Origin of the sequence: Larkinella rosea, from assembly GCF_003858635.1 — a bacterium.
Lineage (GTDB): Bacteria > Bacteroidota > Bacteroidia > Cytophagales > Spirosomataceae > Larkinella > Larkinella rosea.
Genome location: NZ_RQJO01000007.1, coordinates 1,152,455 through 1,178,602, shown reverse-complemented (window position 1 = coordinate 1,178,602; position 26,148 = coordinate 1,152,455). Strand labels below are relative to the sequence as shown.

The window sequence follows — 26,148 nt, the reverse complement described above, 5'->3', positions numbered from 1 at the left end:
CAAGAAAAGCATGCCTGTTCACTCAGCCTACGGATTTGAATCCCCTGATTTTTACGGCATCGACGAGCTGTTGTCGGACGATCAGAAACTGGTCCGGTCGACCATTCGGGATTTCGTAACCCGTGAAATCAGCCCGGTGATTGAGGAATGTGCCCAACACGCCGAATTCCCGGCTTTTATGCCCAAAAAACTGGGTGAAATCGGCGCTTTTGGGTCAACCATTCCGGCTGAATACGGCGGTGGTGGACTCGATGCCATTTCCTACGGCCTGATGATGCAGGAAATTGAGCGGGGTGATTCGGGCATGCGGTCCTGTGTTTCCGTGCAAAGCTCGCTTGTCATGTGGCCAATTTATGCGTTTGGATCGGAAGCGCAGAAGCGGAAATACCTGCCCCGGCTGGCAACCGGTGAGTGGCTGGGCTGCTTCGGCCTGACCGAACCCGATCACGGTTCCAATCCGGCCGGGATGCAAACGTCGTTTGTCGAAACCGACGATTGCTATGTGCTGAATGGTGCCAAAATGTGGATCACTAACTCGCCGGTTGCGGATCTGGCGGTGGTGTGGGCTAAAAACGAACAGGGGCGGGTGCAGGGGTTAATTGTTGAACGCGGGATGGCCGGTTTTTCGACCCCCGAAATTCACAATAAATGGTCGCTGCGCGCCAGTGCGACGGGCGAGCTGGTGTTTCAGGATGTAAAAGTTCCGAAGGAAAATCGGTTGCCGGATGCCGATGGCCTGAAAAGTCCCCTTCGTTGCCTCGATCAGGCGCGTTACGGAATTGCCTGGGGTGTAGTTGGAGCGGCTATGGACTGTTACCAGTCCGCACTGCGATATTCCCTGGAACGTCAGCAATTTGGGAAACCGATTGCGTCGTTTCAATTGGTTCAGAAAAAACTGGCCGAAATGCTGACCGAAATTACCAAAGCTCAATTGCTTTGCTGGCGACTGGGTGTGTTGAAAAACGAAGGGAAAGCCACAACCGCCCAGATTTCGCTGGCCAAGCGAAACAACGTTGAAATGGCGCTCAATGTAGCGCGGGAGTCCCGGCAGATTCACGGAGCCATGGGCATTTCCGGCGACTACCCAATTATGCGCCACCTGATGAATCTGGAATCCGTTGTCACCTACGAAGGCACCCACGACATTCACCTGCTGATTCTGGGAAACGAGATAACCGGCATCCCGGCTTTTAAATGAAAAATGACGATTGACCACCGACCATTGACCATAGTCCGCTGTAGATGGTCAATCGTCGATGGTCAATGGTCAATCGTCAATGGTCAATCGTCATTTCAACTCCTCCAACGCCTTCTTCATCGCATCGATCTGGCGCTTTTTTTGGAGGCCAATCGGGGCGGCTACCCGTTCGCGGCAGTCGAAAATACCGCAGCGTTCGCAGGCTTCGTTGACGATTCGCTGGGAAACATTGGGTGATAACGGATTCAAAAACCGCATTTTGCTGCGGAGTGTATCGGTCAATTTAAAACACATCGACACACTCATATTTTGCTGCTGATGAGGCTGGTAGGGCTGCGCAACCGAAACGATAAAAAATGTATTTCCGGTATCGGCGTAGGTCGATAACTGCGACTGGCACAACGCTCCTTCGTACGCTTTGGTTTTTTGTAAAAAAGCCAGTTCCTGCAAAATCGTCAGGGCGACCCACCGGCGGCAATAATGCTCATCGACCATACTTTTGGGCCCCTGCTGACGGGTCAGGTGCATTTCCTTCGTCAGGTGAAAATTGGTTTGTCCGGCGGTATTGTTGAAGCGGTAAAAAAACAGTTGATCAATTCCGAAATATTTCGGCAGGATGTTACTGAGCCGGTAGAAAAACCGCTCCGGCGTTGCCCGGAAGGATTGAATGAGGGCCAGAAAAGCTTCATTGCTCCAGCCTGGCTGCTCAAAAATCACCTGCAAACCACTGATCAATTCTTCCCGGCGAATCAAGATCGTACCGGCGAAATACGAAGCTTTATAATTGTTGAGAATCTGCTCAAACGACTCCACTTCCACGTACGAATAGGTGTAGGGCCGGGTTTTTAGATTCAGGTATTGAAATCCAACTTCGCGTGCCAGCAGGAACGTGCGTTGTTCAATGGAAAGATGGCTGTTGAGGTATAAAGTCCCGGATTCCGGACGGAAAACCGAACGTAAACCGGCTAGTTCCGGATTGGACTCCCGGCTGAAATTAACGATGGTGTAATTATACCGGGTACGTAATAAACTGACTAAGAGACCCTCATCGACCGTTGAATTCGTTGATGCAAATTCCGTTAAAAACCGGTCGCCATCCTGCTCGATGTCTTCAAAATAATTGTCGTGCATTTCCTGATACGACCGCAAAACCGCCATGTACAAGCGTTCGACGCTGACGTGATAGCTGCGCCCGATGTTCATTACGGTTGAGATCATGGCACTAACCTTGGCGGGGGCTTCCGCCAGCAGTTCAAGCAGGTCGGAAGGGTCGATACCCAATAATTCGAGGGGAATTTCGGTCAGAAAACGGGAACGAAGCAGTTCAGAAATCGGCTCCAGTTTTTTACTGAGCTTGAGCGAAACCAACGTGTCATAATCCACATCCATTGCACTGGCGAGGGCGGCAATCTTATCCGTTTTAGGGTATTTTCGCCCTTTTTCGATCTCGGTCAGGTACGAAACCGAGAGTCCCGAAATTTGGGCCAGCTCACTGGTCGATAATCCCTTATCCAACCGGATTTGTTTCAGTTTTAGTCCAAAAAGCAATCGAATATGGTCGGGATATACTGCCACTAGGTTGGTATGATTAGAATGCTGACGGAAGTAAAAATACCGCTAAAAACGACGTTAAACAAAAAAGTCCACCCGGTAACCAGTTAACCGGGTGGACTTTTTGCACTATTTCGGTATTACCGGCGGTTGCCCTTGTAGGACCGGGTCCATTTCACTACCGTTCCATTTTGATTGACGGTATTGACCGAAGTGAGCGTGACCAGTTTGCCCTCAAATAAACCGGTGCTTAAAAATTCGGCGTCGTAATCTTTATTGCCTAACCTCATCTGATCCCGAGTGCGGTTAACCGTGAATTTGGTGCCGTCTAACTTGACAACATCCGTCGTTGAGCTGAATCCCGTAAATTCGATCGTCATTTTGAGCTCATTGGCAGCATCTCCTTTAGCGAACGTCAGAATTCCTTTGCCGGAATCTTCGTTGAGATCAATTGCCCCGACTATCGTTTTGGACGAATAATCGACGTCGTAAATGCCATAATACTGCTCCCGTGGATCAACATTGTCCGAATCGGAACCTCCTTTTTTACAGGCGGAAATGCTAATTGCGAGGATAAAAAGGGTGACGATTAGTCTCATTGGGCCTTTAGGGTTTTTCAAAGTTGAAATTGAAAAAGGGATTGTTTCGTTATAGAACGAAAACGATTTCGCATTTGATATATTGCAGCAAATGACAGGCCAAAAATGGGGCGTATTTCATGAAAAATGACCGGTCGTAAAATGAGTAGTTGTGGTCTCACCGTCCGCCGGTCATTGGTACTTTTTCAGTTATTCCAGCGTTGCGTCGACGCTGATGGCGGTATTTAATAATTTTGAAATCGGGCAGTTTTTTTCGGCGTGTTCCACCAATTCGTCAAACTTTTCTTTCGAAATACCGGGAACACTGGCAGTGACGGTTAGTTTGGAACTGGTAATGCTGCTGTTGCCCGTGTCGAGGGTAATAACGGCTTTAGCGTCGATGAAAGTGGCCGTGAAACCGGCCCCCTGAATGTTAAAGGCCAATTGCATGGCAAAACAGCCCGAGTGTGCGGCTGCCACCAATTCTTCGGGATTGGTACCGATTCCATCGGCAAACCGGGTATTGAAGGAATATTGGGTGTCGTTCAAAACCGTGCTTGCTGTGCTGAGCGCCCCTTTACCATCTTTGCCTGAACCTTCCCAGCGGGCGGTGGCATTGCGTTTGATTTCCATAGCGAATGGGTGAATTTTTGATTGAGCCGGAAAAGTAAGAAATGTTGTGGAGAGCCCGACAACAATTTTAGGGTTTGGAACAAATAAAATACGGAATTGTACATTTACCGACACCTGATTTGACCTCGGTAAGCGGTTTTTGGTAATTTATAGGAAGAGCAATGGCCTGAATCTGACTGCGGAACGGTAATGTAGTTTTGGAACCGGAATTTTACTTCTTCACAATGCAACTACTTAAAAATCTTTATCAGGTGGGTGGCGATTTGAACGGCATTACGTACGATCAGCCGGGAGCCTTGTGGAACGACGCTAATTCCTACGTTCTGAAGACGCCGGAAGGGCTGATTTTATTCGACTGCGGCTGTGGGGATACGCTGGAACAACTGTTTGATAACATGCGATACTGGGGGTTGTCACCTGATGCGATCCGTTATTGCATCCTGACTCATGCTCATCTGGACCATGCCGGAGCTGGTCACCTGCTCAAGCAACGCGGAGTTCAGTTTATTGCCATCGGTGAAACCGCCGATGCCGTTGCTTCGGGCGATGAGCGGTGTTGCGGTTTTCTTTACCACAAAACGTTTCAGCCTTTTACCGTCGATCAGGTGGTAACCGATGGACAGCAAATCACGGTGCTGGGCCTCGAAATCGAGGTAATGCACCTTCCCGGACACAGCATGGGATGCACGGCATTTTTGTTCAATTGGGAAGGAAAGCGAATTGTAATCAGTGGTGATGTGATCGGAACGCTACTGAGTGGTGATTTCGGCTGGAGTGGGTCGATCGACTTTGACAAAAAAATCTACACTGAATCACTGCGCCGATTTGCCAGAGTCGACACCGATTTGATGTTGCCCGGCCACGGAATGGTCTATTTCCACCAACCACGCCGTCGGGTCGAAGATGCTCTTAATTCGGCTTTGATGCAATGGCGATAATCGCGATAATCAGACGAACGTGATCCACACCCGCAACCGGTTTTTTGGCGGCCGGTATGGATCACGTGCGACTTATTTCAACTGAGCGATTTCGAAGTGCATACCGTCGAGTCGCGTAAAGTGGCCGCCCCAATAAAAACCGTGCTTGTTGGCAATCGGAACCAGTTCGCGAACGCTCCCTTTTTTACCGACCAAGGCGGGCATGGTACTCAACAGATTCTGCGGTACATTCACGTCGAAAGCCGTTCCGAATGCGTGATTACTCAACTGCGTTTGACTCCCCCGAATGAAGCGGGGCACGAAGGAACCTCCATAACTGAGTACTAACTTCAGCAAACCTTCCCGTTCCCACTCGGCCCACATTTCCACGAGTTGCGGAACGGCCAAATGGTGAAAACGAACATTGCCGCTGGCCGAAGCTCCGCTCACGCCCACCAGTTGGGGAATCTTTACGGTAACGATATTCTTCGCTTCCCAGTCGCCCAGAATCTTGATATTTTCGGGATTGCCCGGAACCGGTGCCGACTTGAAAGCATACTTCCCGAACAGCGCCTGACGAGCCGCCAGACCGGCAAGCGGGGGGAAATTCGGCTTAGGAGGCCAGTTTGGACCTTCTTTGTCCGGATCGGTGTTGGTGAGCACCGGAAAACCGAGCTGCATCGCGACCCCAACCGATTTATTACCGACGACGCCATCAGGTAGCAAATCATGCTTTTTCTGAAAAGCGACAGTCGCTTCGTGCGTGCGGGGAGTAAAAACGCCATTGGCGACGCCCGGTTCAAATCCCTGTCCGATCAGGAATAGCTGCCATTTTTTTACGTCAGCTCCCTTACTGCCTAGTTTTAGTACTTGCATGTCATTATTCGTTAAGAGGAGAAGGTATCGTGAAGGGGTAAATCATTGCATTTTTCAGTTAGCAAAAAGTTTTGACACAAAAAGCTATTCTACTTTAAACCCGATCCACTTTCAAAAATCAGGTGTATTTCCACTGAGCTGCTTCCGTTTAAACTGGAGCAAAGAATGAGTTAGCTCTTAGAATAAAATCAAAATAACTGCATTGTCGGAATTTATTTGTTTTGGCACGACCCAACGAATTCGTGCGTACTCTTGATTCTTATTTGGAGAGTAACCGAAAAAGACGTACGAATATTCAAATTGATAAACTTGGAATATGAAAATATAGGCATTGATTAAGTTGACTCTTTTTGATTGAGCTCATAAAAAATAATTACCGCCTGAGCTGACTACCTTTAGAGATATTGGACGATTTTTCCTCTTAATTGCTAATCGAAACAGCAGAGTCCGTCTGAGATTAAACAGAATAATCGTTAAAAACCGGTTCCAGAAACCAGTCGGTTAAAACCGGTGTACTATTTTAAAACTACGGAAAAAACCATAGCAGGCTGATATGTTTTTAGGGAACGGTAAAAGCAGGAAAATCATAAAAAGATTGTGATTTAAAGCAACAGGAAAGTCGGCTAGCCATCCTTTCAGAATGTCTTTTTACCGGACATTTGTACCGAATCAACCTTCGATTTTACCGGTTGATCAATCGTTTTTCAACGTTATTGAGGGAATTGGAGTCAATGGAATGTAATGAATTTTCCACCAATTAAATGATGTATGCGTACTGCACTTAATGCAAATGGATTTTTATACTTAGCGGTTTTACTGCTATTGAATGTTTCCTGTCAACAATCGAAAGATTCGATTGTTGCACCAGCTCCGCCCGCTGATAACTTGTTATACACAGACCTGACCGGCAAAGAAGTCAAACCGGGAGGGGTAGTCACACTTGACTTGAATAAGGACGGAATTCAGGATTTTATTTTCGAGACTCAACTCGTTGGCGATGCGGTTTACCGACTCGACAAGGTACAGTATTTGATTGCATCCGGTGTCGATAGTTACCTGCCGATTAATGATCAGGAATCGATGGCCCGATTTAACAAGGGCGATGAAATACCATTGAACGATTTTAACGGATTTTTCTGGTATAAGATTTCATCAAATGTGTTGGTTCAAAAGGTTATTTCCGAAACAAAACCGTCTTATTGGGAAGGCAATTGGAAAGCGAGTAATCACCATTTTTTGCCCGTGCAGGTGTATAAAAACGAAAAGCGATTTGTTGGCTGGATCGAAATCAGTGTGGATACGGTCGCGGAAAAACTGGTCCTGCACAAAGCCGCATTGAGTACCATTCCGGAACGATCGGTAAAGGCCGGTTCGTAAGTCGTTGTTAGTTCTGCTTTGGAAAATAAGCTGCTCAGCATGAGTGGCTTATTTTTTTGCAAAGGCGATTTTGAGGGGATGCGGTTTTTTGACTAAGCGCAGAGAAAACCGCTAATTAGTTGGAAATAAAATCAGTTTCCCGTTGATAACCATCGGCTCAAAATGGCAATCAATGACAGAAATGGAGGGAAATAAGCCACAAAAAGTTCGGCAATGGCTTGGTTCGCACGGAACTTTAGGGATATAATTGCAAATTTACTGAAGGATGAAATCAAGACTTTTACTCTGTATCTCGTTGCTCGGCCTGGTGGTCCTGGCGCATGGTCAAAAAGGCTTCAGAATACTCAACGGAACCGCTCCGACCGGAACGGAACGGCGACTGGCGCTGGTGATTGGTAACAAAAACTATCTGCACGCTCCTTCCCTGAAAAACCCCCTGAACGATGCGGAAGATGTGGGTAACGCGTTGAAAAAACTTGGATTTGAAGTCATTCTGCTGAATAGTGCGACGTATCAGCAGTTTTCGGCGGGTCTTAATAAATTCAAGGAAAAACTGACCACCTCGGACGTCGCCCTGATTTATTATTCCGGCCACGGAATCAGCTACGAAGGCAAAAACTACCTCTTGCCGACTGATGCCGACATTCGCTGTCTGGAACAGGTCGATGAATATGGAATTACCCTAAACCGCATCCTGAGTGATCTGGCCAGCCGGAACGTCCGCAACAGTTTCGTCTTTCTGGATGCCTGCCGTGACTTGCCCGACTTGAAGATGTGCGAAAATGGGAAACGGAATCTGACGGTTCAGCCGGGGTTGGTTAAACCCACCAACAACCCACGGGGCAGCATGGTTGTATTCGCCACCGACGAGGGCCGTTCAGCCGACGACAATGTGAATGGCCGGAACGGCTTATTTACCGAAGCCCTGCTCAACTACCTCGACCGCCCCAATCTGGGAATCAGGACCATTCTGGATCTGACCTCGTTGGCAGTGGAAGAAAAAAGCAATCGTCGGCAATCACCAGCCCGTTACGATAAACTGTTGGGCGACTTTGTGTTTGTCGAAACCGCTCCTTTGTCCACCGGGGAAAGCATGAGCAAAAAACGCTCGCTGGAATTGGTAAAGGAAGGGGTTCAGGCTTACCGCAACGAGGAGTATTCGAAAGCTTTTGAATTGTTATCATCGAACACCGCTCAGCTGGATGCGCTGGCGCAGGCGAGTTTGGCTAATATGCACGAGAAGGGTCTGGGAACGGTTCGAAATGATACGGAAGCGGTTCGCTGGTATCGGAAGTCGGCTGAGCAGAACAACGCCGATGGACAGGCCGGACTGGCCTACATGTATGCACTTGGTAGAGGGGTTGATCAGAATTTTGCCGAATCACTTCGTTTGAATCGAAAGTCGGCAGAGCAAGGTAATGCCAGGGGGCAAAACAATTTAGGCTATGCTTACCTGGAGGGTGAAGGGGTCGAAAAAAATTACAGCGAAGCTATCCGCTGGTTCCGCAAGTCTGCCGAGCAGGGTTTCGGCCACGGACAGAATAACCTGGGATTAATGTATTCAAATGGTAAAGGGATCGCTAAAAATGAGATTGAAGCCGCTCAATGGTTTCGAAAAGCCGCTGAGCAAGGTAATGCTAATGGACAGATTAATTTGGGGTTGGTATATGATTCGGGCCAGGGGGTAGCGAAAGATCAGCGGGAAGCCGTTCGCTGGTTTCGGAAAGCCGCCGAACAAGGTAATGCGCGTGGACAACTTAATTTGGGGTTGATGTATGCCAATGGGACAGGAGTGGGCAAGGACGAAGTGGTAGCTGTGCAGTGGTATTGGAAAGCCGCAGAACAAAACAGTGCCGATGCACAGGTAAATCTGGGGTTTATGTATGAGTATGGAAAAGGCATTGACAAGAATGAGGTGGAAGCCGCCCGCTGGTATCGGAAAGCCGCTGAACAAGGTGACGCGCAAGGGCAGAATAACCTGGGCTTTATGTATTCGATGGGAAAAGGGGTGGCCCAGAATGACCAGGAAGCGGTTCGCTGGTATCGGAAAGCCGCAGACCAAAACCATAGCCAGGGCCAGCTTAATTTAGGACTGAGGTACCAGAATGGCCAGGGGGTAGAAAAAGATGATGCAGAAGCAGTTCGCTGGTATCGGAAAGCCGCTGATCAGGGTTATTCGCTCGGACAGCACAATTTGGGGGTCATGTATACCAATGGAACGGGGGTTGCCAAAGATGAAGCGGAAGCCGTTCGGTGGTATCGGAAAGCCGCTGAGCAAGGGTATGCAGATTCGCAGGTTAATTTAGGAGCCAGGTATGAAAAAGGGATTGGCATTGCCAAAAATGAGTTAGATGCCGTTTATTGGTATCATCAGGCTGCTCTGCAGAATGATGCCAGAGGGCAAGCTTATTTGGGGGACATGTATGAAGAGGGAAAAGGAGTCGCGAAAAACAAAGCTACGGCGATATCCTACTACAAACTGGCCGCCCGTCAGGGCAACGAATATGCCCAAAAAGCCCTTAAGCGTCTGGGAGAAACCTGGTAGGCCACGGAAGCCGGTTAGTGACAGCTTCCGTGGGAATATCATTGGCGCCGGTTGCAGTACTTTCCGTGGATAAACCTGGGCCGGACGTGTTCCGGACGGATCTGCAAACTGCCGGGAAGGGAACCGGCAAACACGCTTTTTTTCAATAACCTCGTTCTGCTTTCTGAGCAAACCGATCAAGCGTGACCTGGTCGCGACCACTCATTTGCGGAGAAGCCGTTTGTACTGGCCGTGAAAATAATATTGTCAGGGTAATCAAACCTTTTTCTCCGCTTGTTGTGGTGATTTGCTCAGGTTTATATCCGTTGCTTAACATGTCAGCAATATCATTGTCCTGTTCCCAGTGAATGGGATCGTATTTTCCTTCCGGGTTCGGTTGTGCATTCTGGACTAAGGTTACGATTTGGTATTCAGTGGCCATTGGAATTGATGGGTTAGGTAATTGAGTTTACTTTTTATCAGTGCATTCGATCGTTCAAGGCTGCGTCAGTCATCCCTCAGCAACTGAATAAATGAATAGCGGAGTAATCGGATAAATGAACGAAAAACAATAATACTGAGCAAGCAAGAAGCTGATTTAATTCGTGAGCGGCTGTTGGGCAGTAAACCGGTAAAAAGGGGCTACTGCCTGCGCCGATCATCGGGCTGCGTAGGCTTTGCGGATTCAAAAAGAGCATAAAACCAAGGCGAGGATATTCACCCTTATTTCGCTCCAAATCCTGTAAAATAAAATAAGTCGCTCTTAATGAGCGACTTATTTGAAGGTATGCAGAGAGGAAGGGATTCGAACCCTCGATACGCTTTAGACGTATACACACTTTCCAGGCGTGCTCCTTCAACCACTCGGACACCTCTCTGGGTAAATCGGGTTGCAAAGATGGTTGTTATTTTGGACAATAACAACCGGTTTTCCGGGCTCAAAGACTCATTTCTCCACTTATTGGCGTGATCAGCCGGTTTTTCAACTTCTCGTGATTGGGTTCATTGGCAAGCAGAAACATCAGTTTCGTGACAGCAGCTTCGATGGTGATGTCGCTGCCGCTTAGCACCCCGATCTCGTCGAGTTGTTTGCTGGTCTGATACCGTCCCTGCGTCACTCGACCACCGTCACATTGGGAGACGTTGAAGATGATCAATCCACGGTCGATGGCGCTTTTCAACGCATTCAGGAACCAGGTTTCCGTTGGCGCATTGCCCGAACCGTAGCTTTCCAGCACCAGTCCTTTTAAGCCCGGAATACCAAGGATGGAACTGATAATCTGATGATTGATGCCCGGGAAAATGGGTAACACGACAACGTGCGTATCCATTTCTTCGTAAACCTTCAACTGCAAATCAGGTGAAAATGGACGAATGAAAGGGGAATTGTATTCGATGTTGACTCCCGCCATGGCCAGATGCGGGTAATTCTCGGAATGAAAGGCGTTAAAATGTACACTTTCTTTCTTTTTCGCCCGATTTCCCCGGAGTAACAGGGAGTTGAAATAAATGCAGACTTCCGGCACGATGGGCTGGTCGTTTTCCCGCGCAGCCGCAATTTCCATGGCCGTTATAAAATTTTCCCTTGCGTCTGACCGAGCAACGCCAATCGGCAGTTGAGCTCCCGTCAAAATGACCGGTTTGTTCAGTCCTTCGAGCAAATAACTCAACGCGGACGCCGTGTAAGCCATCGTGTCCGTTCCGTGGAGAATCACGAAACTATCGTACAAATCGTAATTATCCCGGACAATGCGCGCCAGATTGACCCAGTTCGACGGTTTCATGTTCGACGAATCAATCAATTCATTCAGCACAATTACCGTCAACTCAAAATCAAGCCGCCGGATTTCAGGGACGCGATCCAGAATCTGTTCAAAATCGAACGGAACCAGCTGATCGTTCAGCCGGTCATAAACCATGCCCAGCGTACCGCCGGTGTAAATCACCAGAACCGATGAGCGTGACTGCCCCGGCAAAACCGGGTTGATGTGGATGGTGCGGTACATGCTATCGGATAACCAGGTGTTGGGCATTTCGGGTAGTCTGCTCGTCGACGACGGCGAGCGGTAATTGCTTTAAATCGGCAACGCGTTGCGCAATCAATTTCAGATAAGCCGGCTCATTGCGCTTGCCGCGATAGGGAACGGGAGCCAGGTAAGGCGCATCGGTTTCGAGCACAAGGTGTTCCAGATCGACAGAAGGCAGCACTTTGTCTAAACCGCCATTTTTAAAGGTGGAAACCCCGCCGATCCCGAGTTTAAAACCCAGTTCAATGGCCCGTCGGGCTTCGTCCAGTGTTCCCACAAAGCAGTGAAAAATACCGTTCAGATTTGGCAAGGCCAGCTTTTCGATGAGATCGGCGGCTTCACTGAATGCATTTCGCCCGCCATTGGCCGCCGAGCGGCTATGAATGGAAATGGGAAGATTTCGTTCGGAAGCCCACCGCAGTTGGGTGGAAAAGGCTTCGAACTGGCGGCCGACGTGCGTTAAATCCCAGTAAAAATCGAGGCCAATTTCACCAATGGCGATAAACGGATACCGGTTTAACCAGTCTTCAATGGTTGCCAGTTCGTCTTCAACGGTTTCACAAACGTAACAGGGGTGCAACCCCATCATCGGCCGACAGCGGTCGGGGTATTTTTCGGCCAGCGCCATCATGCCGTCAATGGTTTCTTTCGCGCAATTCGGCATCCATATCTCCGTAACGCCTTGCTCTTCAGCGGTTTTCAGCATGACTTCCATATCGTTGAATTGCAGGTCGTAAATGTGGGCGTGGGTGTCAATCATGAATACGTCCGGCCTTTCCAGACCACTTTATTAGGTAACAAATAGTAAATCAATGAAATGAAATAACCGATGTGGAGAAAAAACTCATATCCCGGTACATACGGCAACAAATCCCAACGACGAAACCGGTTCAGAATCCAGAGCAGCTGAACGGTCTGTATGCCGAATTTGAGCATCCAGACCGTTAGGGCTAATGTTGGATACCCGAATGCCAGTGCAATCAGGAGGGGGTAAAAAAACAATTGAACGAGAAATAATCCGACGAAATAGATCGGCAACTGCATCGCCCCGACCATCCAGCGTTTTCGTTGTTGTAACCAATCCTTCCAGTTTGGTATCGGACGAGTTGTCGCCAGGACATCTACCTTGAAAAGATGCGAAAACGAAAACCGCTGCTGAAGAATCTCCGTAAATAATTGATAATCTTCGACTACCGAAAACGGAAGATTTTCGTAGCCACCGACCGCATCGTAAGCCGTTCGACGAACGGCCATATTATTGCCCATCGCCGTTATGGGGATGTTCAGATTTGCGAATTGCTTGATCAGGTACTGTCCGTAAAACCAATCAACGGCCTGGAGTTTCTGAAACGTGGATTTACCAAAAATCTGCGTGCAGCCGGTCAGAATGCCGATATTTTCCTGCCTGAACGGTTTAAGCATACCGCAAACCCAACTCGGAGGTACTTCGCAGTCGGCATCGGTAAACAACAAAAACTGCCCCCGGGCGTGTTGGGCTAACTGGGCGAGCACATTTGCTTTTCCGGCTTGTTTTCCCGCTTTTTCGGTGATTGTAAAAAGTCGGTATTGCGGTTTATTCCGGATAAAATCAGCCGTCAGCGAACCGGTTTTGTCTTCCGACTGATCATTTCCAATCAACACTTCGTAGCGGTCCGATGGGTAATTGAGTCGTTCAAGGGCCTGAAGGCACCGCAGAATGGTATCTTCCTCGTTGCGGGCGGCAATCAGAATGCTGGCGTCAATGGTCACAAAACCGGTGTCCGAAGTCCGGACGTTTGGGGCAACCCATCGAAACGGTAACCCAGTTCGGAAAAGTGCGACAATACCCGTGGGAGGGCGTAACTCATGCGGGGCCAGGCTTTAATGCTGTCGTGGAACAAAACAATGGAACCAGATTCTGTGTATTTCAGCGTTTTTTGCAAAATGACTTCCGGCTGGAGTGACAACGAGAAGTCGCCGGTTAATACATCCCACATTACGACATCGTGCGTTTTCAACACTTCGGTACCCTGACTGCTTTTCAATCGGCCATACGGAGGGCGAAAAAGCCGCGTCGGAACGCCCAATTGATCCTGACACCGGTGGAAATTGGCCAGATAGGGTTCATCGTCAGTTTTCCAGCCATTGAGGTGATTAAAGGTATGATTTCCAATGGAATGACCGTTTTTTTGAACCATCCCGAAAATGCCGGGATTTTTCCTGACGTTATCACCAATGCAGAAAAAAGTCGCTTTGGCGTCGAATTGGTGCAGCGTTTCCAGCACAAATTCAGTTACTTCCGGAATTGGTCCATCGTCGAACGTAAGGTATATCACTTTTTCCGGTGTCCGAACGCGCCACTGATAACGGGGAAACAAGGTCCGAAGGAGGAAGTTTGTTTTATGTAAAAACATAGAATCAGTTCGCGAGTGCGGTTTTTTGGTGACTAACGCAAGGACCGGCCTTTCCACAGAAAGCCTTTTTGCTGGGCCGCTAATCCAAAAAATACCACGTAAAAAGGATAGATCAACTGGGTAATCGGAATTCGGGAAATCACCCGTTCTTTTTTCAAAAAACGCAAAACAGAGCCCAAAAATAACCACTCCGGCGCAGCTTTCAAGACGATTACTCCGATAAGTTGATAGCCGGTCAGACCGGATAAAAAATAATCCAGTGCGGCAATGGGGAGCGTGATGTTGCTGGCAAAAATAAAAACCGCTAATACCGACGGCAGCACGCTCTGGTAAGCCCGCCATTTACTGGCCCAGCGTTTTCGCTGATGATAAAAGGATTTAAGGGTTGGCTGGGGGCTGGTATGAACGATGGCGTCAGCACTTTTAAGGAACTTAACACCGTTAGGAAACCGCCGGGCAACCTTATGCATGAGCAATTCATCGTCGCCGGAAGCCACGTGGTCGATGCCTTCAAAACCGCCTACTTCGTTAAAAACCCGCTTTTCGTAGGTAAGATTGGCACCATTGCACATCGTTGGAAACCCCATAGCCATTGTACAGGCACCCGCTCCAATCAGGCTGCTGCTTTCGACGGTTTGCAGGTCACCAAACAGGCTCTGATCCGGGTTAAAACTGATCGGTCCGCTGATAAGCCGGGCACCGGTTTTCTCGTAAAATGCCGCGATGGTTTCCAGCCATTTCGGTCCCACTCGGCAATCGCCGTCGGTAGTAACAATCAAATCGCCGGTTGCAACGATAATGCTTTGACCGATAGCCCGTTTTTTGGGTGAGGTGGTCGGTTCATTGGCGAGAGGTAGCGGGCGCAGGGGATAAGCCATTTTTACAACCAGCGACTTTGTGATTTTCAGGGTGTTATCGGTCGAGGAATCGTCGGCAACAATCACTTCAAAATCGCTGGAATGATAGGTTTGCGCCTGTAAATCACCCAGCAGCAGCGGCAGTGTATGCTCTTCGTTTCGAACCGGAATAATGACACTGATCCGGGGACGGTTTGTCAATTGAACCGTTGAGTCGACACGAAAAACCGGGATTCTCCACCAGGTAACGGCTAGAATCAGGGTAAATAGTGCATAAAGAACTGATATACTTAATAGTATATAAACCATTGTAAATCAATTGTTTGTAAGCTTTAATTTCCATACCCAGAACAAACCGCCAAAAACCGGTGTCAGGATATTGAAAAGCCAAAGGGTGAGCGTCGCCGAAAGAATTTGCGGAGCCGGAACCTGCCACTGACCGAAAATATACAGGGACGTTGCTTCCCGAACCCCCAGATCACTGAGCAGGTTAAAGGCCGGAATGATCGTTTTACCGAGGTAAACCAGGCCAATTCCGGTTGCGGTTTCCTGAATCGGTAAACGAATTCCGAATACGACCATCGCCAGATAAAACTGAAACGAGAACGTCAGATACCGGAGCGATGCCGCCCCCAGGGCCAGCAACAGCTCGGCGGTGGTATAATGCAACACGACCGTCCAGTATTTCGCCCAGCGTTGCAGCCAGCGGTGTTGAATACGAGCCAGATTATGCCGTTGCCACGCCATCAAAAGGGCTAAAACCAGCAGAAAGACGAGCGCATAAAATAAAAATACCTGTGCAAACGGCGGACTTTCACCCGACTGGAGTTGAATATAAAGGGCGACTGTCCCAAAAAACACGGCGGCCAGAAACTGCATTCCGCCCGAAACGAGCGCAGCTCCGATTCCCTGCCAGCGTTGGTCTGAGCGGAGGGAGAGCAGTCGACCGGCGGTGTCGCCCAGTTGGGCGGGCAGGGCAAATCCCATGGCCAGACCGGCCAGCACGCCCTTAGTCGCTTCTTTCAACGAAATGGGCTCGACCCGGCGAACCAGAATTTGCCATTTCCAGGCTTCCAGGAACCAATTCACGGGGGTAAGCAGTAGCAGAATAAAAGCCGGAAAACTGAGCCAGTCGGCGGCTTGCCAATACGACCAAACCGATTGAAAATCGTGTTGCTGCCGGTTTAGTGAAATAAAAATGTAACTTACAATGAGGGTAAGAATGGCGATCTTCGACCAAAAAACGATTTTTTTGGTGCCTGAATATGTTCTTTGAGGGGCGAACCCATTACTTTGCATAACCTTTTTCTACTAACAGCGTACGACACTTCATGCCCATTCCACTTGCAGCTTCCGAATTAGAATCGTACGACAAAATTATTCTGGGAGTCGACCCTGGCACCCAGATTGCCGGTTATGGCGTAATCCGTATCCAGAAAGATCAGATGAGTATGTTGCAATACGGTGTTATTCACCTCAGCAAATATAGCAACCACGAACTGAAATTGAAGAAACTCTTTGAACGGATGATTCAACTCATCGAAGAACACCTCCCCGATGAAATGGCCATCGAGGATCCGTTTTTTGGTAAAAACGTCCAGGCCATGCTGAAATTGGGCCGGGCGCAGGGCGTGGCGATGGCCGCAGCCCTGTCGCGGGGCATTCCAATTGTGGAATATTCCCCCCGGAAGGTAAAGCAGTCGGTGACAGGAAATGGCAACGCGTCAAAAGAACAGGTGTCGCACATGGTGAGCCATTTGCTGCACGCTGAGCTAAATCCCGAATTTTTTGATGCAACAGACGCGCTGGCGATTGCCATATGCCACCATTTTCACAAGAATGCCTTGCCGGGCAGTAAGTCGACCGGAAAAAAATCGAAAAAAGGAGCCTGGTCGGCGTTTGCCAACGAAAACCCCGGTCGAATCTCTTAAAACCGCGCTTTAACCCAATCTTGTGGAGGGCGGAATCAATCGGTTACACGCTGGGAGTTGATTTAATTGTGGTGAAAGACAAAAACGACTTCTTTGCCGCCAGCACTAAAAATAAGGATTGCTTTCGGACTCGTTCGATCCGTCATTCGGACAAACATATTTTCAACACAGCACATTTCGGAAAAATACTCCGTGTATTGTAGCATTTGATGCGCAAGTAGAGGGTAAATGGTTGGGTTAGGACAGATGGCGGTGTGATGTAATTCACCGGATGCAAACATAGAAGCTGATTTTCAACTTTTTCTTACAGAATTTTGGGTTTAACGTACATGATTTTTTGATATTGACCCCAACCGGTCAGCTGCGCTCCGGTACTTTTCCATAAAAGCCCCAGTTTCGTTGAAAAAAGGTAGTTGTCACTCATAAAACAGGGGAAACTACGCAGTATTGTTTCATTCGAAGCGACTACTTTTGATCATTCAACTGGATCAACTGTTGACGTCGGTCCGAGTCGGGTATTTAAAGGAGAAAGTCATTATGAAAAAGATCATTAAAAACCGCCTGATGTTAGCCGGATTTTACCTGTTGGTAGGTTTGATACTTACCTCGTTGGGGCGGGCGCAGATGCGGACGAAAAACCTGGAAATCATCAGTGGCAAAACCATATTCAGCCAGAAAAACCGCACGACCGCTCCAAGCGTCGTTTACACGGTTTTAAAAATCATTAAAGTGATCTGATTCGCTTCCGGTGCGGTTTTTATCCCTGATAACACGCTTCTTTCCGTTGATTGATGCAAAATTGCGGCCTTTGATCAATCAATCCTTACGCTCCTAAACTTTTCAGTGCTTCCTCGACCGTGGTAACGGGTAACTGGCAGGTCCGGTTGTAGCAAACGTAAATGGCGGTTTCGCCGTTGATCGTCGTCCGGTTTTCCAACAGCGGCAAATTGCTCGTTGTTTCCGTACCCGCCAGAACTTTGTTGGGAAAAAAACGCTGGTCAATGTCCCGGCGAAATGCTTCGGCTTCGGGCCCGACGATGGCAATTTCGACGGTTGGCTTCACCCGCAACGCATAAAGCGCGGCCCAGTGGGTCAAATAATCGGCATTTTGTTCCAGCAAAGGTTGCACACGCCCCAGCATTGCTTCCACCAGCAAACCATAGGCCGGAGCTCCATCGACCGGTTTTTCCAGCAACAGACTGAGCGTATAAAGGTTATGAGCCATCAGGGAATTGGATGCCGGAATAACATTGTCGAAGACTTCTTTTTTTCGGGCAATCAGCGGTTCAGCGGACTGGTCGGTAAAAAAGAACAGATGGTCAGCTTCGTCCCAAAAATGATCGAGTGTATACCGGGCTAACCGATCCGCTTCGAGCAGGTAGTTTTCCCGGAAAGTGGCCTGATACAAAGCCAGATAACCGTCGATAACGGCTGCGTAATCTTCCAGGTAACCCGTAATCGTCGGAGCACCCTCGGTATTTTTTCCGCCGGATTTGTAGCTGTGCCAGAGCTGACCGGTTTCCGGATGGGTCATTTTCAACTGAATAAAACCGGCATTTTGCTCGGCCAGTTTCAGGAATGAATCGTCACCGAAAACCCGGTAGGCCGTTACCAGGCCTTTCAGCATCAGGCCATTCCACGAGCAGAGGATTTTGTCATCCAAACCCGGGCGGATGCGCCGGTCGCGGACTGTCAGTAATTTTTGGTGAACGCTGGTGAGTTGCGTCTCTAGCTCGGCGACCGGTATATCCTGCTTGCGGGCAAAGTCTTCATTCGAAACCACCCGGTGCAAAATATTACGACCCACGCCTTCGTGTTCTTCCCAATTGCCATCGGGCGCAATGTGGTACAGCTCACTAAACCAACCGAAATCGGCCCCTAAAACCGCCTGCAACTCGTCCGTTGGCCAGGTATAAAACTTGCCTTCCACTCCCTCGCTGTCGGCATCCAATGCGGAATAAAAACCGCCTTCGGGGCTGGTCAGTTCACGCTTCAGAAAGGCAACGGTTTGAAATACAATGTGACGGTACAGCGGATTTTTGGTAAGGCTGTAGGCTTCTGAATAAAGCGAAACCAACTGCGCATTGTCGTACAACATTTTCTCAAAATGGGGTGCAAACCATTGGTCATCAACCGAATACCGGGAAAAGCCGCCCCCAATCTGATCATATATACCGCCCAATGCCATAAAATTCAACGTTCGGCTGATGTGTTTCAGGGCGTCTTCACTTTGGGTAACCTGATAATACCGTAGTAAAAAACCGTAAATGCTTGGCATCGGAAATTTAGGCGCCCGTCGTGGCCCACCTTTTACGGTATCAAACGATGCCGCCAGTTTCCGGAACATCGTTTCGAGTAATTCGGATGAAAAAACCGGGGTGGTATCGCTCAGGTTGTATTGCTCCCGAATGCTTAGATTCAGCTGGTCGGCAAATCCCTCCGCCGAATCGGCGAGTTGATCAGGATGCTCGGCAAAGGCCGATTGAACGCTGGTCAGCAGGTTTATCCATTGACGGGGCTGTAAATACGTCAGTCCGTAGAACGGTTTGGCGTCGGGCATCAGAAAAACGTTCAACGGCCAGCCGCCCTGTACACCCATCGACTGAACGGCGTCCATATAAATGGCATCAACGTCGGGCCGCTCCTCCCGATCTACTTTAATACACACGAAATGGGCATTCATTATGTTGGCAACCTGCTCGTTTTCAAACGATTCACGTTCCATAACGTGGCACCAGTGGCAGGCTGAATAACCAATGCTAACCAGAACGGGTTTATTCTCCTGTTGCGCTTTTTGCAGCGCTTCGGAACCCCACGGAAACCAGTCTACCGGATTGTGGGCGTGTTGCAATAAATACGGGCTGGTTTCCTGGGCAAGTCGGTTCATAATTGAATGGCGTCAAAACGGGGTAATCTTACTGTCTAACCGGGAATTATTGACAGAAGTTTGGACTTACGGTTATTTTTTGATCGTAGTTTTCAAGGTTGGAAACGGGATTATTCGTACTTTTAAAACCTTTCTCATGAAGATGTGTTCATAAATGAAGAATCGGATCGGCGTTTTCTCCGTTATTTTATTCATTGTTGCTTCGAGTTGTCAAAAAGATCCCGGCTCTTCCCCAACCTATCAAACGCAGGTAGTGGCGCATCGTGGGGCCTGGAAATCGGCGGGCGTTCCCGAAAATTCAATCGCATCCCTGCAACAAGCCATTCGACTTGGGTGTTACGCCAGCGAGACGGATGTGCAAATGGCTTCGGATTCGGTTTTGTACCTTTTTCACGATACGGCGGTTCAGGGTATTACACTCGAATCGGCTCCTGGTTCCCAGCTATCGGCCCTAAAATTGAGCAACGGGGAGGCACTTCCAACTTTGCAGGCTTATCTGGCTGAAGCGCTCAAACAATCCCGAACCCGGGTTATACTGGAAATCAAAGGCTCCCGGATCAGTAAAAACCGGTCGCTGGCAACCGCCCGAAAAACGATTGAACTGGTGAAATCGCTCAATGCCCGACATCTGGTCGATTATTGCAGTTTTGATTATGACGTCTGCAAATACATGCTGGTCCTGGACCCGGCCGCCAAAGTTGCCTACCTGAACGGCGATCAGCCGCCGGAGCAGTTGGCGCTGGATAAACTGTCGGGCATGGATTATTATTTTGGCAATCTGGTCCTAAAACCGTCGTGGATCGAAGAAGCCCGGCAAAAAAAGCTCACGGTTGGTGTCTGGACGGTTAATGACCAAATGAGCATGAAATGGTTTTTAGACCAACACGTTGATTTCATCACGACCGATGAACCCGAATTGTTACTGAATCTTTTGAAGTGATGAAATTTAGAACCCCTTTGTGGCCGCTCGCCGGTTTTTTCTGCCTCTTGTTCAGTACCTGTAAACAAAAGCCCGATCCCGAGCCGACGTATAAACTGGTCTGGTCGGACGAGTTCAACACTACCGGATTGCCCGATTCGACTCGCTGGTCATACGAAACCGGATCACCCCGGAATAAGGAAGCCCAGAATTACGTCGCCAAACGCCTGGCAAATAGTCGGGTTGAAAACGGAAACCTGATTCTTACGGCGCTCAATGACAATTTCCAGTCGAAACCGATCAGTTCGGCGAGTATCCATACCAAAGGGAAGGCCGATTTTTTGTACGGAAAAATTGAAGTTCGGGCTAAAATGCCGGTAGGAAAAGGAGCCTGGACGGCCATCTGGACCAAAGGTGTCAATTTTGATCAGGTGAACTGGCCCGCCTGTGGGGAAATCGACATCATGGAATGGCTGGGTTTTGCGCCCATCTACGTGTTTGGAAGTTTGCACAAAGCGAATGCGAGTGGACAGGATGCCCCCCAAATTTCCATTTCGCCCGCGATTCAGGACCTGTCGGATAACTTTCACACCTACACCCTTGAATGGGACGAAACCCAGATTCTGATGTCGGTGGATGATCTCAATTACGCCATTTACAAGGCTGCGGATATGACTCCCGCTGAGTGGCAGCAGTTTACCAAACCGCATTACTTGCTGTTGAACCTGGCGATGGGCGGTGTGAGCGGAGGAGAGATCGATGATTCGAAATTTCCGTTCGTATACACCATCGATTACGTGCGGTATTATAAAAAAGAGTGAAGCATTGAAGGCTTGCCGGAACATCCTTATATTCACCCCTAAATTTCCGGAATCCTTCCTTTCATGAAAAATAACCCCCGTATTATCAATGCCTGGTGTTTATACGATTGGGCAAACTCGGTCCATTCACTGGTGATTGTTTCCAGTATTTTCCCGGTTTACTTCAGTGCCACGGCTTTGAACGAAGCGGGCGGAAACGTGATCGATTTCCTGGGTTTTTCGGTCAAAAATTCAGTTCTTTTTTCCTATTCGGTTTCAGCTTCGTTCCTGCTGATTGCCCTGCTCTGCCCGATTTCCTCGGCGCTGGCCGATTACAGTGGCCAGAAGAAAGCGTTCATGAGATTCTTTTGCATTCTGGGCTCGATCAGTTGTTCGCTGCTGTTTTTCTTCACGCAGGAAACCACCACGTTTGCGGTTTTTTGCTTTATCCTGAGTCTGGTCGGCTGGGGGGGGAGCATCGTGTTCTATAACTCTTACCTGCCCGAAATTGTCACCGAAGACCAGATCGACCGCGTGAGTGCGCGCGGTTTTACGATGGGCTATATTGGGAGCGTGTTGCTGATGATTTTTAACCTGACCATGATTCTGTTTCCGCAGTGGTACGGCGGTCTGTCGGGATCGATGGCTTCCCGGATTTCATTTCTGACGGTCGGGGTTTGGTGGTTCGGTTTTGCGCAACTCTCGTTCCGGAATTTGCCCGATGCCAAACGAAAGGAACGTCCCAAAACCTCGGAGAGCTGGATTTTTAACGGTTTTCGGGAATTGAAGAAAGTGTTTGATCAGGTGCAGCGACAGAAACTGCTTAAAAAATTTCTGCTGGCCTATTTTATTTACAACATGGCGGTACAAACCGTTATGTACATTGCCACCATTTTCGGAAGTGACGAATTGAAATTACCCGCCCAAAGTTTAATAGTTACCATTTTATTGATTCAACTGATTGCCATTCCGGGCGCCATTCTGTTTGCCCGATTATCGGGCAAATTGGGCAACATTTACGCTTTGATGATCGCCGTGACGGTTTGGGTCGGCATCTGCGTGGGCGCGTATTTTGTGATGACCGAATACCAGTTCTACGCCCTGGCGGTGGTTGTCGGCTTGGTCATGGGCGGCATTCAGGCCCTTTCCCGGGCAACCTACTCCAAATTGATCCCGAGCGGAACGCAGGATACGGCTTCTTTTTTCAGTTTTTACGACGTTACCGAAAAGGTGTCGATCGTGATCGGTACGCTCATGTACGGCCTGATCGAGCAACTGACCGGCAGTATGCGCAACAGTGTGCTGGCGTTGCTGGTACTATTTGTGGCCGGTTTGCTGCTATTGTGGCGAATTCCTTCACAAAAAGTTTACCGGGTGCATTTGGAAACCGAAGAAATCTCCTAATTTTGTGACCCTGAAACGATAACAGGATGTTAGCTCAGTTGGTTCAGAGCGCCGTCTTGACAGGGCGGAGGTCAGCGGTTCGAGCCCGCTACGTCCTACAGCAACAGAGGCATTACCGGTTTTAACGCTGGAATGCCTCTTTTTTATTGGCTTCTGTTGCAAGTTTGTTAACTTTCCAGATGCAGCACCAGGAATTTGAACCCCCTGAAGAACTCCGGGACACCATCAAATGCTTTTGGCACAACTCAGCCGATTTCGGCGAACGCCAATCGCGTTTTGAGGTTGTACCGGATGGGTATGCGGAACTCATTTTTTATTTCGGAAGCGGCTGTAGCCTCACACTTCACAACACATTGCAGCCGTTACCATCACCGTTTCTGATTGGTTTGCTCCATCATCCCGTCTTTTTTCAGACAAAAAACCGGCTGGAGATTATTGGTATCCGCTTTTATCCCTGGACCGTGTTCGACGTGCTTGGTCTGCCCTCCGGTAAAGACGGTGTACGTGTTTTGGAGCATCCCATCGCCCAGCTTCAAACGCCGTTGGAGATGTGCATGCAGGAGGGTAAACTCATGGAAGCGCTGGCTCACGTTCAGCACTATTTCCTAAATGCCAGGAAACACGTTTCCTCCGACCGCCTGCTGGTCAAAGCCGGAACTGCCATGCGAACCGCAAACGGGACGTTGCCGGTAAGTCAGGTCGCAGCGGCTGCTCACGCAACGGTTCGTACACTGGAAAGGAAGTTCAAGCAATCGTCTGGTTATGCGGTCAGGGATGTGTCGGGTCTGATGCGGTTTGAGCAGGTCCGAAATCACCTGTGGCTTCATCCGAATGCCAGCCTGGCCGGTTTGGCACATGAACTGGGCTATACGGACCAGGCCCACCTGAGCCGCGAATTTAAGCGATACAGCGGCACTTCACCGGCGGCATTCGCACGGAAAGCCAGGAGAGAAAAGCCGGTGGTGAGCAGCGATTTTGTCGCGTTTGTACAAGCTTAGGGCCGGGGTATTCCGGAATTTTGTGGTTCAATCATGCGAACTAATCATGGTACTGAAACACAAAAATGTAGCCATCATCGGGGCCGGGCCGGTTGGTTTGACAATGGCAACCTTACTTCAGCAAAAAGGCGTCGATGTAACCGTTTACGAAAGAGATCGCAACGCACAGGCAAGAATCTGGGGTGGAACGCTTGACCTGCATAAAGGTTCGGGCCAGGAAGCCCTGCAAAAAGCGGGATTGCTGGAACGCTATTTTGCAACGGCAAAACCGATGGGAAGAACCATCGCAGACGACCAGGGTCGGGTTTTGTTCGCTAAAAAGACGACGCCCGAAGAACAGTTCAACAATCCGGAAATCAACAGAAATGCGTTAAGAACGCTCCTGCTGGACAGCTTAACGACCCATACAGTTTGCTGGGACCGAAAATGCACCGGACTCGAAGCAAACAATGGGAAATGGCTTTTGCATTTTGAAAATCAGCCGGATGCAACCGCCGATTTGGTGATCGGAGCGAGCGGGGGAATGTCCGGAATCCGAAAATTTGTTACGGATGCGAAGGTGGAAGAAACCGGCTCCTTTATCATTCAGGGCGAAGTCGTTGATCCGGAAACAAGATGCCCCGGTTTCTTCATGCTCTGTGACGCTGACATCCTGATGGTTGCGGGCAATGGTAATTTGGTAGTCGCAAACCCCTTGAACAACGGTGCATTGACCTATAACGTCATTTTCAAAACTCCGGAGGAATGGAGTCAGGGTCATGACGTAGATTTCCGGAACACCGGCAAGGTTCGTGCGTTTCTTTCCAAGCGGTTTTCGGACTGGCACGAATGGTATCAGCAACTCTTCCGGTCAACCTCCTTTTTTGCCGGTCTGCCAACCCGAAAAATTTCCCTGGAGAAACCCTGGAAAACGAACCGGTCGTTGCCGATAACGCTCATTGGTGACGCGGCCCATCTGATGCCGCCCTTTGCCGGTCAAGGGGTGAATACCGGGCTGATGGATGCCTTGCTGCTAGCCGATAACCTGACAAACGGGAAATTTGACACCATGGAAACGGCGATTGGCGATTATGAATCAAGAATGAGAGCTTATGCAACGGAAGCCCAGCTTGAAACAAGCAGGAACGAAATAGAGCTTCATCAACCGGGCTATTCGTTCATCAAACGATTTGCTGGTTGAAGTTAATACACAATTTCAACGTAATAGAATGATTCGTTTTGTGAAACTTTCGCAATCATTCGCTTAGTTTTTTGTTTATTTCCCGCATCCAGATTTGCCGACCGTCGCAATTCCAGTGGGCGTCGCTGATTTCATACAACGGTACTTGACTGGCCGTATACGGAGTGTACACATCGATAATCGGGAGTTTTAACCGGGGACTCTGCTGAACGCGTTCGATCAGGTGATTGTAGGGGAGTGGCCCCATGCCCGGAGCGTAAATACTGGTTTTGTTTGGAATAATCGACAAATAAACCCGATCGAAACCGGCTTTTTGGTATCGGTCGGCTACTGCATTCAGCGTGTCGATGTAGCGATGCAGCAGTTGATCCGAAATGGGTTTGAACGACGAATTGGTCAGGGACGTATCGGTGTCGAGGTAATACAAAAGATGTTTTCCATCCGGTGTAAGGGTCGTTTTGGGGTTGACCCGGCCAAACCAGTCCAGCGTCAGCCACGCTTTCAAATCTTTGAACCACACTGCCCAGTCTGAGAAAAATAAAATAGTTTCCAGACGACCTTCCACCGCGTCCCGGGAAAAAAGAGTTTCCAGTTGTTTCGTGATTTGGAGCCAGCTAAGGCGGTTTTCGGGTTCCGCTTTCGGTTGGGTGCTATCCGAAACGACGTTCAATTCGGTGATGTGTTTTCCAAACTGGTCCCGAAAATGCCGCTCCACGGTTTCGAGTACCAAAATGTTGGTTTTTGCAGTATCCAGTTGTACCCGGTGATGCGTATCCCACTTGGTTCGGTGAAAACGCTCAACCGGAAAATCCTTGAGCGTCATGCGGGGCGGCTCGGAAAAACTATCGCCGATAATGTATAAATGAATCGGTTTTCGGGGAGTATTGGCCGAAATGGCGGGCGGACACGGAAGTTGCCGGGCTTTAAACTGCGGCAGACTCGCCATGCGGTACAGGTCCCCAAAGCGGTAGTCATCCGGGATAAGTCCTTCTTTTTGGCCCGCATTCATGACATCCGAAGAGCAACTTCCGATGTAAATCAGAATGGAAACCAGCAAGATCAAATACCGGGCAAGGATGCCAATTTTCATACTTTATC

At 49.0% G+C, this 26,148-nt stretch carries 24 protein-coding genes and 2 tRNA genes; 12 read left to right on the top strand and 14 right to left on the bottom strand.

What is annotated here, in order from left to right:
• The first annotated feature begins 10 nt into the window (after positions 1-10).
• On the top strand, positions 11-1,198 hold the full coding sequence (locus tag EHT25_RS05090; protein ID WP_124871586.1) for an acyl-CoA dehydrogenase family protein: 1,188 nt from the start codon (positions 11-13) through the stop codon (positions 1,196-1,198).
• A gap of 90 nt (positions 1,199-1,288) precedes the next feature.
• Here EHT25_RS05090 and EHT25_RS05085 read toward each other — a convergent pair whose 3' ends face one another.
• The 3 genes from EHT25_RS05085 to EHT25_RS05075 all read right to left on the bottom strand — a co-directional run bounded on the left by EHT25_RS05085 (position 1,289) and on the right by EHT25_RS05075 (position 3,960).
• On the bottom strand, positions 1,289-2,773 hold the full coding sequence (locus EHT25_RS05085; RefSeq protein WP_124871583.1) for a helix-turn-helix domain-containing protein: 1,485 nt from the start codon (positions 2,771-2,773) through the stop codon (positions 1,289-1,291).
• 116 nt (positions 2,774-2,889) lie between these two features.
• Positions 2,890-3,348 (bottom strand): hypothetical protein, encoded by a 459-nt coding sequence (locus EHT25_RS05080; RefSeq protein WP_124871580.1) that lies wholly within the window; start codon positions 3,346-3,348, stop codon positions 2,890-2,892.
• Positions 3,349-3,537: 189 nt separating this feature from the next.
• On the bottom strand, positions 3,538-3,960 hold the full coding sequence (locus tag EHT25_RS05075; protein ID WP_124871576.1) for an OsmC family peroxiredoxin: 423 nt from the start codon (positions 3,958-3,960) through the stop codon (positions 3,538-3,540).
• 224 nt (positions 3,961-4,184) lie between these two features.
• Between EHT25_RS05075 and EHT25_RS05070 the strand changes: the two genes are divergently transcribed.
• Positions 4,185-4,898 (top strand): MBL fold metallo-hydrolase, encoded by a 714-nt coding sequence (locus EHT25_RS05070; RefSeq protein ID WP_124871573.1) that lies wholly within the window; start codon positions 4,185-4,187, stop codon positions 4,896-4,898.
• A gap of 72 nt (positions 4,899-4,970) precedes the next feature.
• Here EHT25_RS05070 and EHT25_RS05065 read toward each other — a convergent pair whose 3' ends face one another.
• Entirely contained in the window at positions 4,971-5,753 is a 783-nt protein-coding gene (locus tag EHT25_RS05065; RefSeq protein WP_124871571.1) for a M15 family metallopeptidase, read from the bottom strand.
• Positions 5,754-6,521: 768 nt separating this feature from the next.
• Between EHT25_RS05065 and EHT25_RS05060 the strand changes: the two genes are divergently transcribed.
• Complete coding sequence (locus tag EHT25_RS05060; protein WP_124871568.1) at positions 6,522-7,130, top strand: hypothetical protein; 609 nt, start codon at positions 6,522-6,524, stop codon at positions 7,128-7,130.
• A 265-nt stretch (positions 7,131-7,395) separates the two neighbouring features.
• Entirely contained in the window at positions 7,396-9,675 is a 2,280-nt protein-coding gene (locus tag EHT25_RS33105) for a caspase family protein (protein WP_124871565.1), read from the top strand.
• 142 nt (positions 9,676-9,817) lie between these two features.
• Here the strand turns inward: EHT25_RS33105 and EHT25_RS05050 are convergent, their stop codons facing one another.
• From EHT25_RS05050 to EHT25_RS05015, 8 genes are all read right to left on the bottom strand, one after another.
• On the bottom strand, positions 9,818-10,096 hold the full coding sequence (locus EHT25_RS05050; protein ID WP_124871561.1) for a hypothetical protein: 279 nt from the start codon (positions 10,094-10,096) through the stop codon (positions 9,818-9,820).
• A 348-nt stretch (positions 10,097-10,444) separates the two neighbouring features.
• Positions 10,445-10,532 (bottom strand) — tRNA-Ser (locus tag EHT25_RS05045).
• A gap of 60 nt (positions 10,533-10,592) precedes the next feature.
• Positions 10,593-11,687, bottom strand: coding sequence for an asparaginase (locus EHT25_RS05040; protein WP_229311437.1), 1,095 nt, complete (start codon positions 11,685-11,687; stop codon positions 10,593-10,595).
• On the bottom strand, positions 11,662-12,441 hold the full coding sequence (locus EHT25_RS05035) for a TatD family hydrolase (RefSeq protein ID WP_124871558.1): 780 nt from the start codon (positions 12,439-12,441) through the stop codon (positions 11,662-11,664). The genes EHT25_RS05040 and EHT25_RS05035 overlap by 26 nt, the downstream gene beginning before the upstream one ends.
• Positions 12,438-13,430 carry a glycosyltransferase gene (locus tag EHT25_RS05030; protein ID WP_124871555.1) on the bottom strand — a complete coding sequence of 331 codons (993 nt, stop codon included), beginning with the start codon at positions 13,428-13,430 and terminating at the stop codon, positions 12,438-12,440. The genes EHT25_RS05035 and EHT25_RS05030 overlap by 4 nt, the downstream gene beginning before the upstream one ends.
• A complete protein-coding gene (locus EHT25_RS05025; RefSeq protein ID WP_124871552.1) occupies positions 13,427-14,074 on the bottom strand; it encodes a polysaccharide deacetylase family protein in 648 nt (215 codons plus the stop codon). Before EHT25_RS05025 ends, EHT25_RS05030 begins: the two co-directional genes overlap by 4 nt.
• 32 nt (positions 14,075-14,106) lie before the next feature.
• Entirely contained in the window at positions 14,107-15,240 is a 1,134-nt protein-coding gene (locus EHT25_RS05020; RefSeq protein WP_124871549.1) for a glycosyltransferase, read from the bottom strand.
• A gap of 6 nt (positions 15,241-15,246) precedes the next feature.
• Positions 15,247-16,230 (bottom strand): lysylphosphatidylglycerol synthase transmembrane domain-containing protein, encoded by a 984-nt coding sequence (locus tag EHT25_RS05015; protein WP_124871547.1) that lies wholly within the window; start codon positions 16,228-16,230, stop codon positions 15,247-15,249.
• Between the two features lie 32 nt (positions 16,231-16,262).
• Here EHT25_RS05015 and ruvC point away from each other — a divergent pair, with 32 nt between their 5' ends.
• The gene (ruvC, locus tag EHT25_RS05010; RefSeq protein ID WP_124871544.1) at positions 16,263-16,862 is read left to right on the top strand and encodes a crossover junction endodeoxyribonuclease RuvC; all 600 of its coding nucleotides are present in this window, start codon (positions 16,263-16,265) and stop codon (positions 16,860-16,862) included.
• A gap of 537 nt (positions 16,863-17,399) precedes the next feature.
• Entirely contained in the window at positions 17,400-17,600 is a 201-nt protein-coding gene (locus EHT25_RS05005; RefSeq protein WP_124871541.1) for a hypothetical protein, read from the top strand.
• A gap of 85 nt (positions 17,601-17,685) precedes the next feature.
• Here the strand turns inward: EHT25_RS05005 and EHT25_RS05000 are convergent, their stop codons facing one another.
• On the bottom strand, positions 17,686-19,749 hold the full coding sequence (locus tag EHT25_RS05000; protein ID WP_229311436.1) for a thioredoxin domain-containing protein: 2,064 nt from the start codon (positions 19,747-19,749) through the stop codon (positions 17,686-17,688).
• 154 nt (positions 19,750-19,903) lie between these two features.
• Between EHT25_RS05000 and EHT25_RS04995 the strand changes: the two genes are divergently transcribed.
• The 6 genes from EHT25_RS04995 to EHT25_RS04970 all read left to right on the top strand — a co-directional run bounded on the left by EHT25_RS04995 (position 19,904) and on the right by EHT25_RS04970 (position 25,050).
• Entirely contained in the window at positions 19,904-20,689 is a 786-nt protein-coding gene (locus tag EHT25_RS04995; RefSeq protein ID WP_124871535.1) for a glycerophosphodiester phosphodiesterase, read from the top strand.
• On the top strand, positions 20,689-21,489 hold the full coding sequence (locus EHT25_RS04990) for a glycoside hydrolase family 16 protein (protein WP_124871532.1): 801 nt from the start codon (positions 20,689-20,691) through the stop codon (positions 21,487-21,489). Before EHT25_RS04995 ends, EHT25_RS04990 begins: the two co-directional genes overlap by 1 nt.
• A 63-nt stretch (positions 21,490-21,552) precedes the next feature.
• Positions 21,553-22,872 carry an MFS transporter gene (locus tag EHT25_RS04985; RefSeq protein ID WP_124871529.1) on the top strand — a complete coding sequence of 440 codons (1,320 nt, stop codon included), beginning with the start codon at positions 21,553-21,555 and terminating at the stop codon, positions 22,870-22,872.
• A gap of 23 nt (positions 22,873-22,895) precedes the next feature.
• Positions 22,896-22,970, top strand: a tRNA-Val gene (locus EHT25_RS04980).
• Between the two features lie 81 nt (positions 22,971-23,051).
• Positions 23,052-23,870, top strand: a complete 819-nt coding sequence (locus EHT25_RS04975) for a helix-turn-helix domain-containing protein (protein ID WP_124871526.1) — start codon at positions 23,052-23,054, stop codon at positions 23,868-23,870.
• Positions 23,871-23,916: 46 nt separating this feature from the next.
• Positions 23,917-25,050: an FAD-dependent oxidoreductase gene (locus tag EHT25_RS04970; protein ID WP_124871523.1), complete on the top strand. Its 1,134-nt coding sequence runs from the start codon at positions 23,917-23,919 to the stop codon at positions 25,048-25,050.
• Between the two features lie 55 nt (positions 25,051-25,105).
• Here the strand turns inward: EHT25_RS04970 and EHT25_RS04965 are convergent, their stop codons facing one another.
• A complete protein-coding gene (locus tag EHT25_RS04965) occupies positions 25,106-26,140 on the bottom strand; it encodes an alginate O-acetyltransferase AlgX-related protein (RefSeq protein ID WP_124871520.1) in 1,035 nt (344 codons plus the stop codon).
• Positions 26,141-26,148 lie beyond the last annotated feature (8 nt).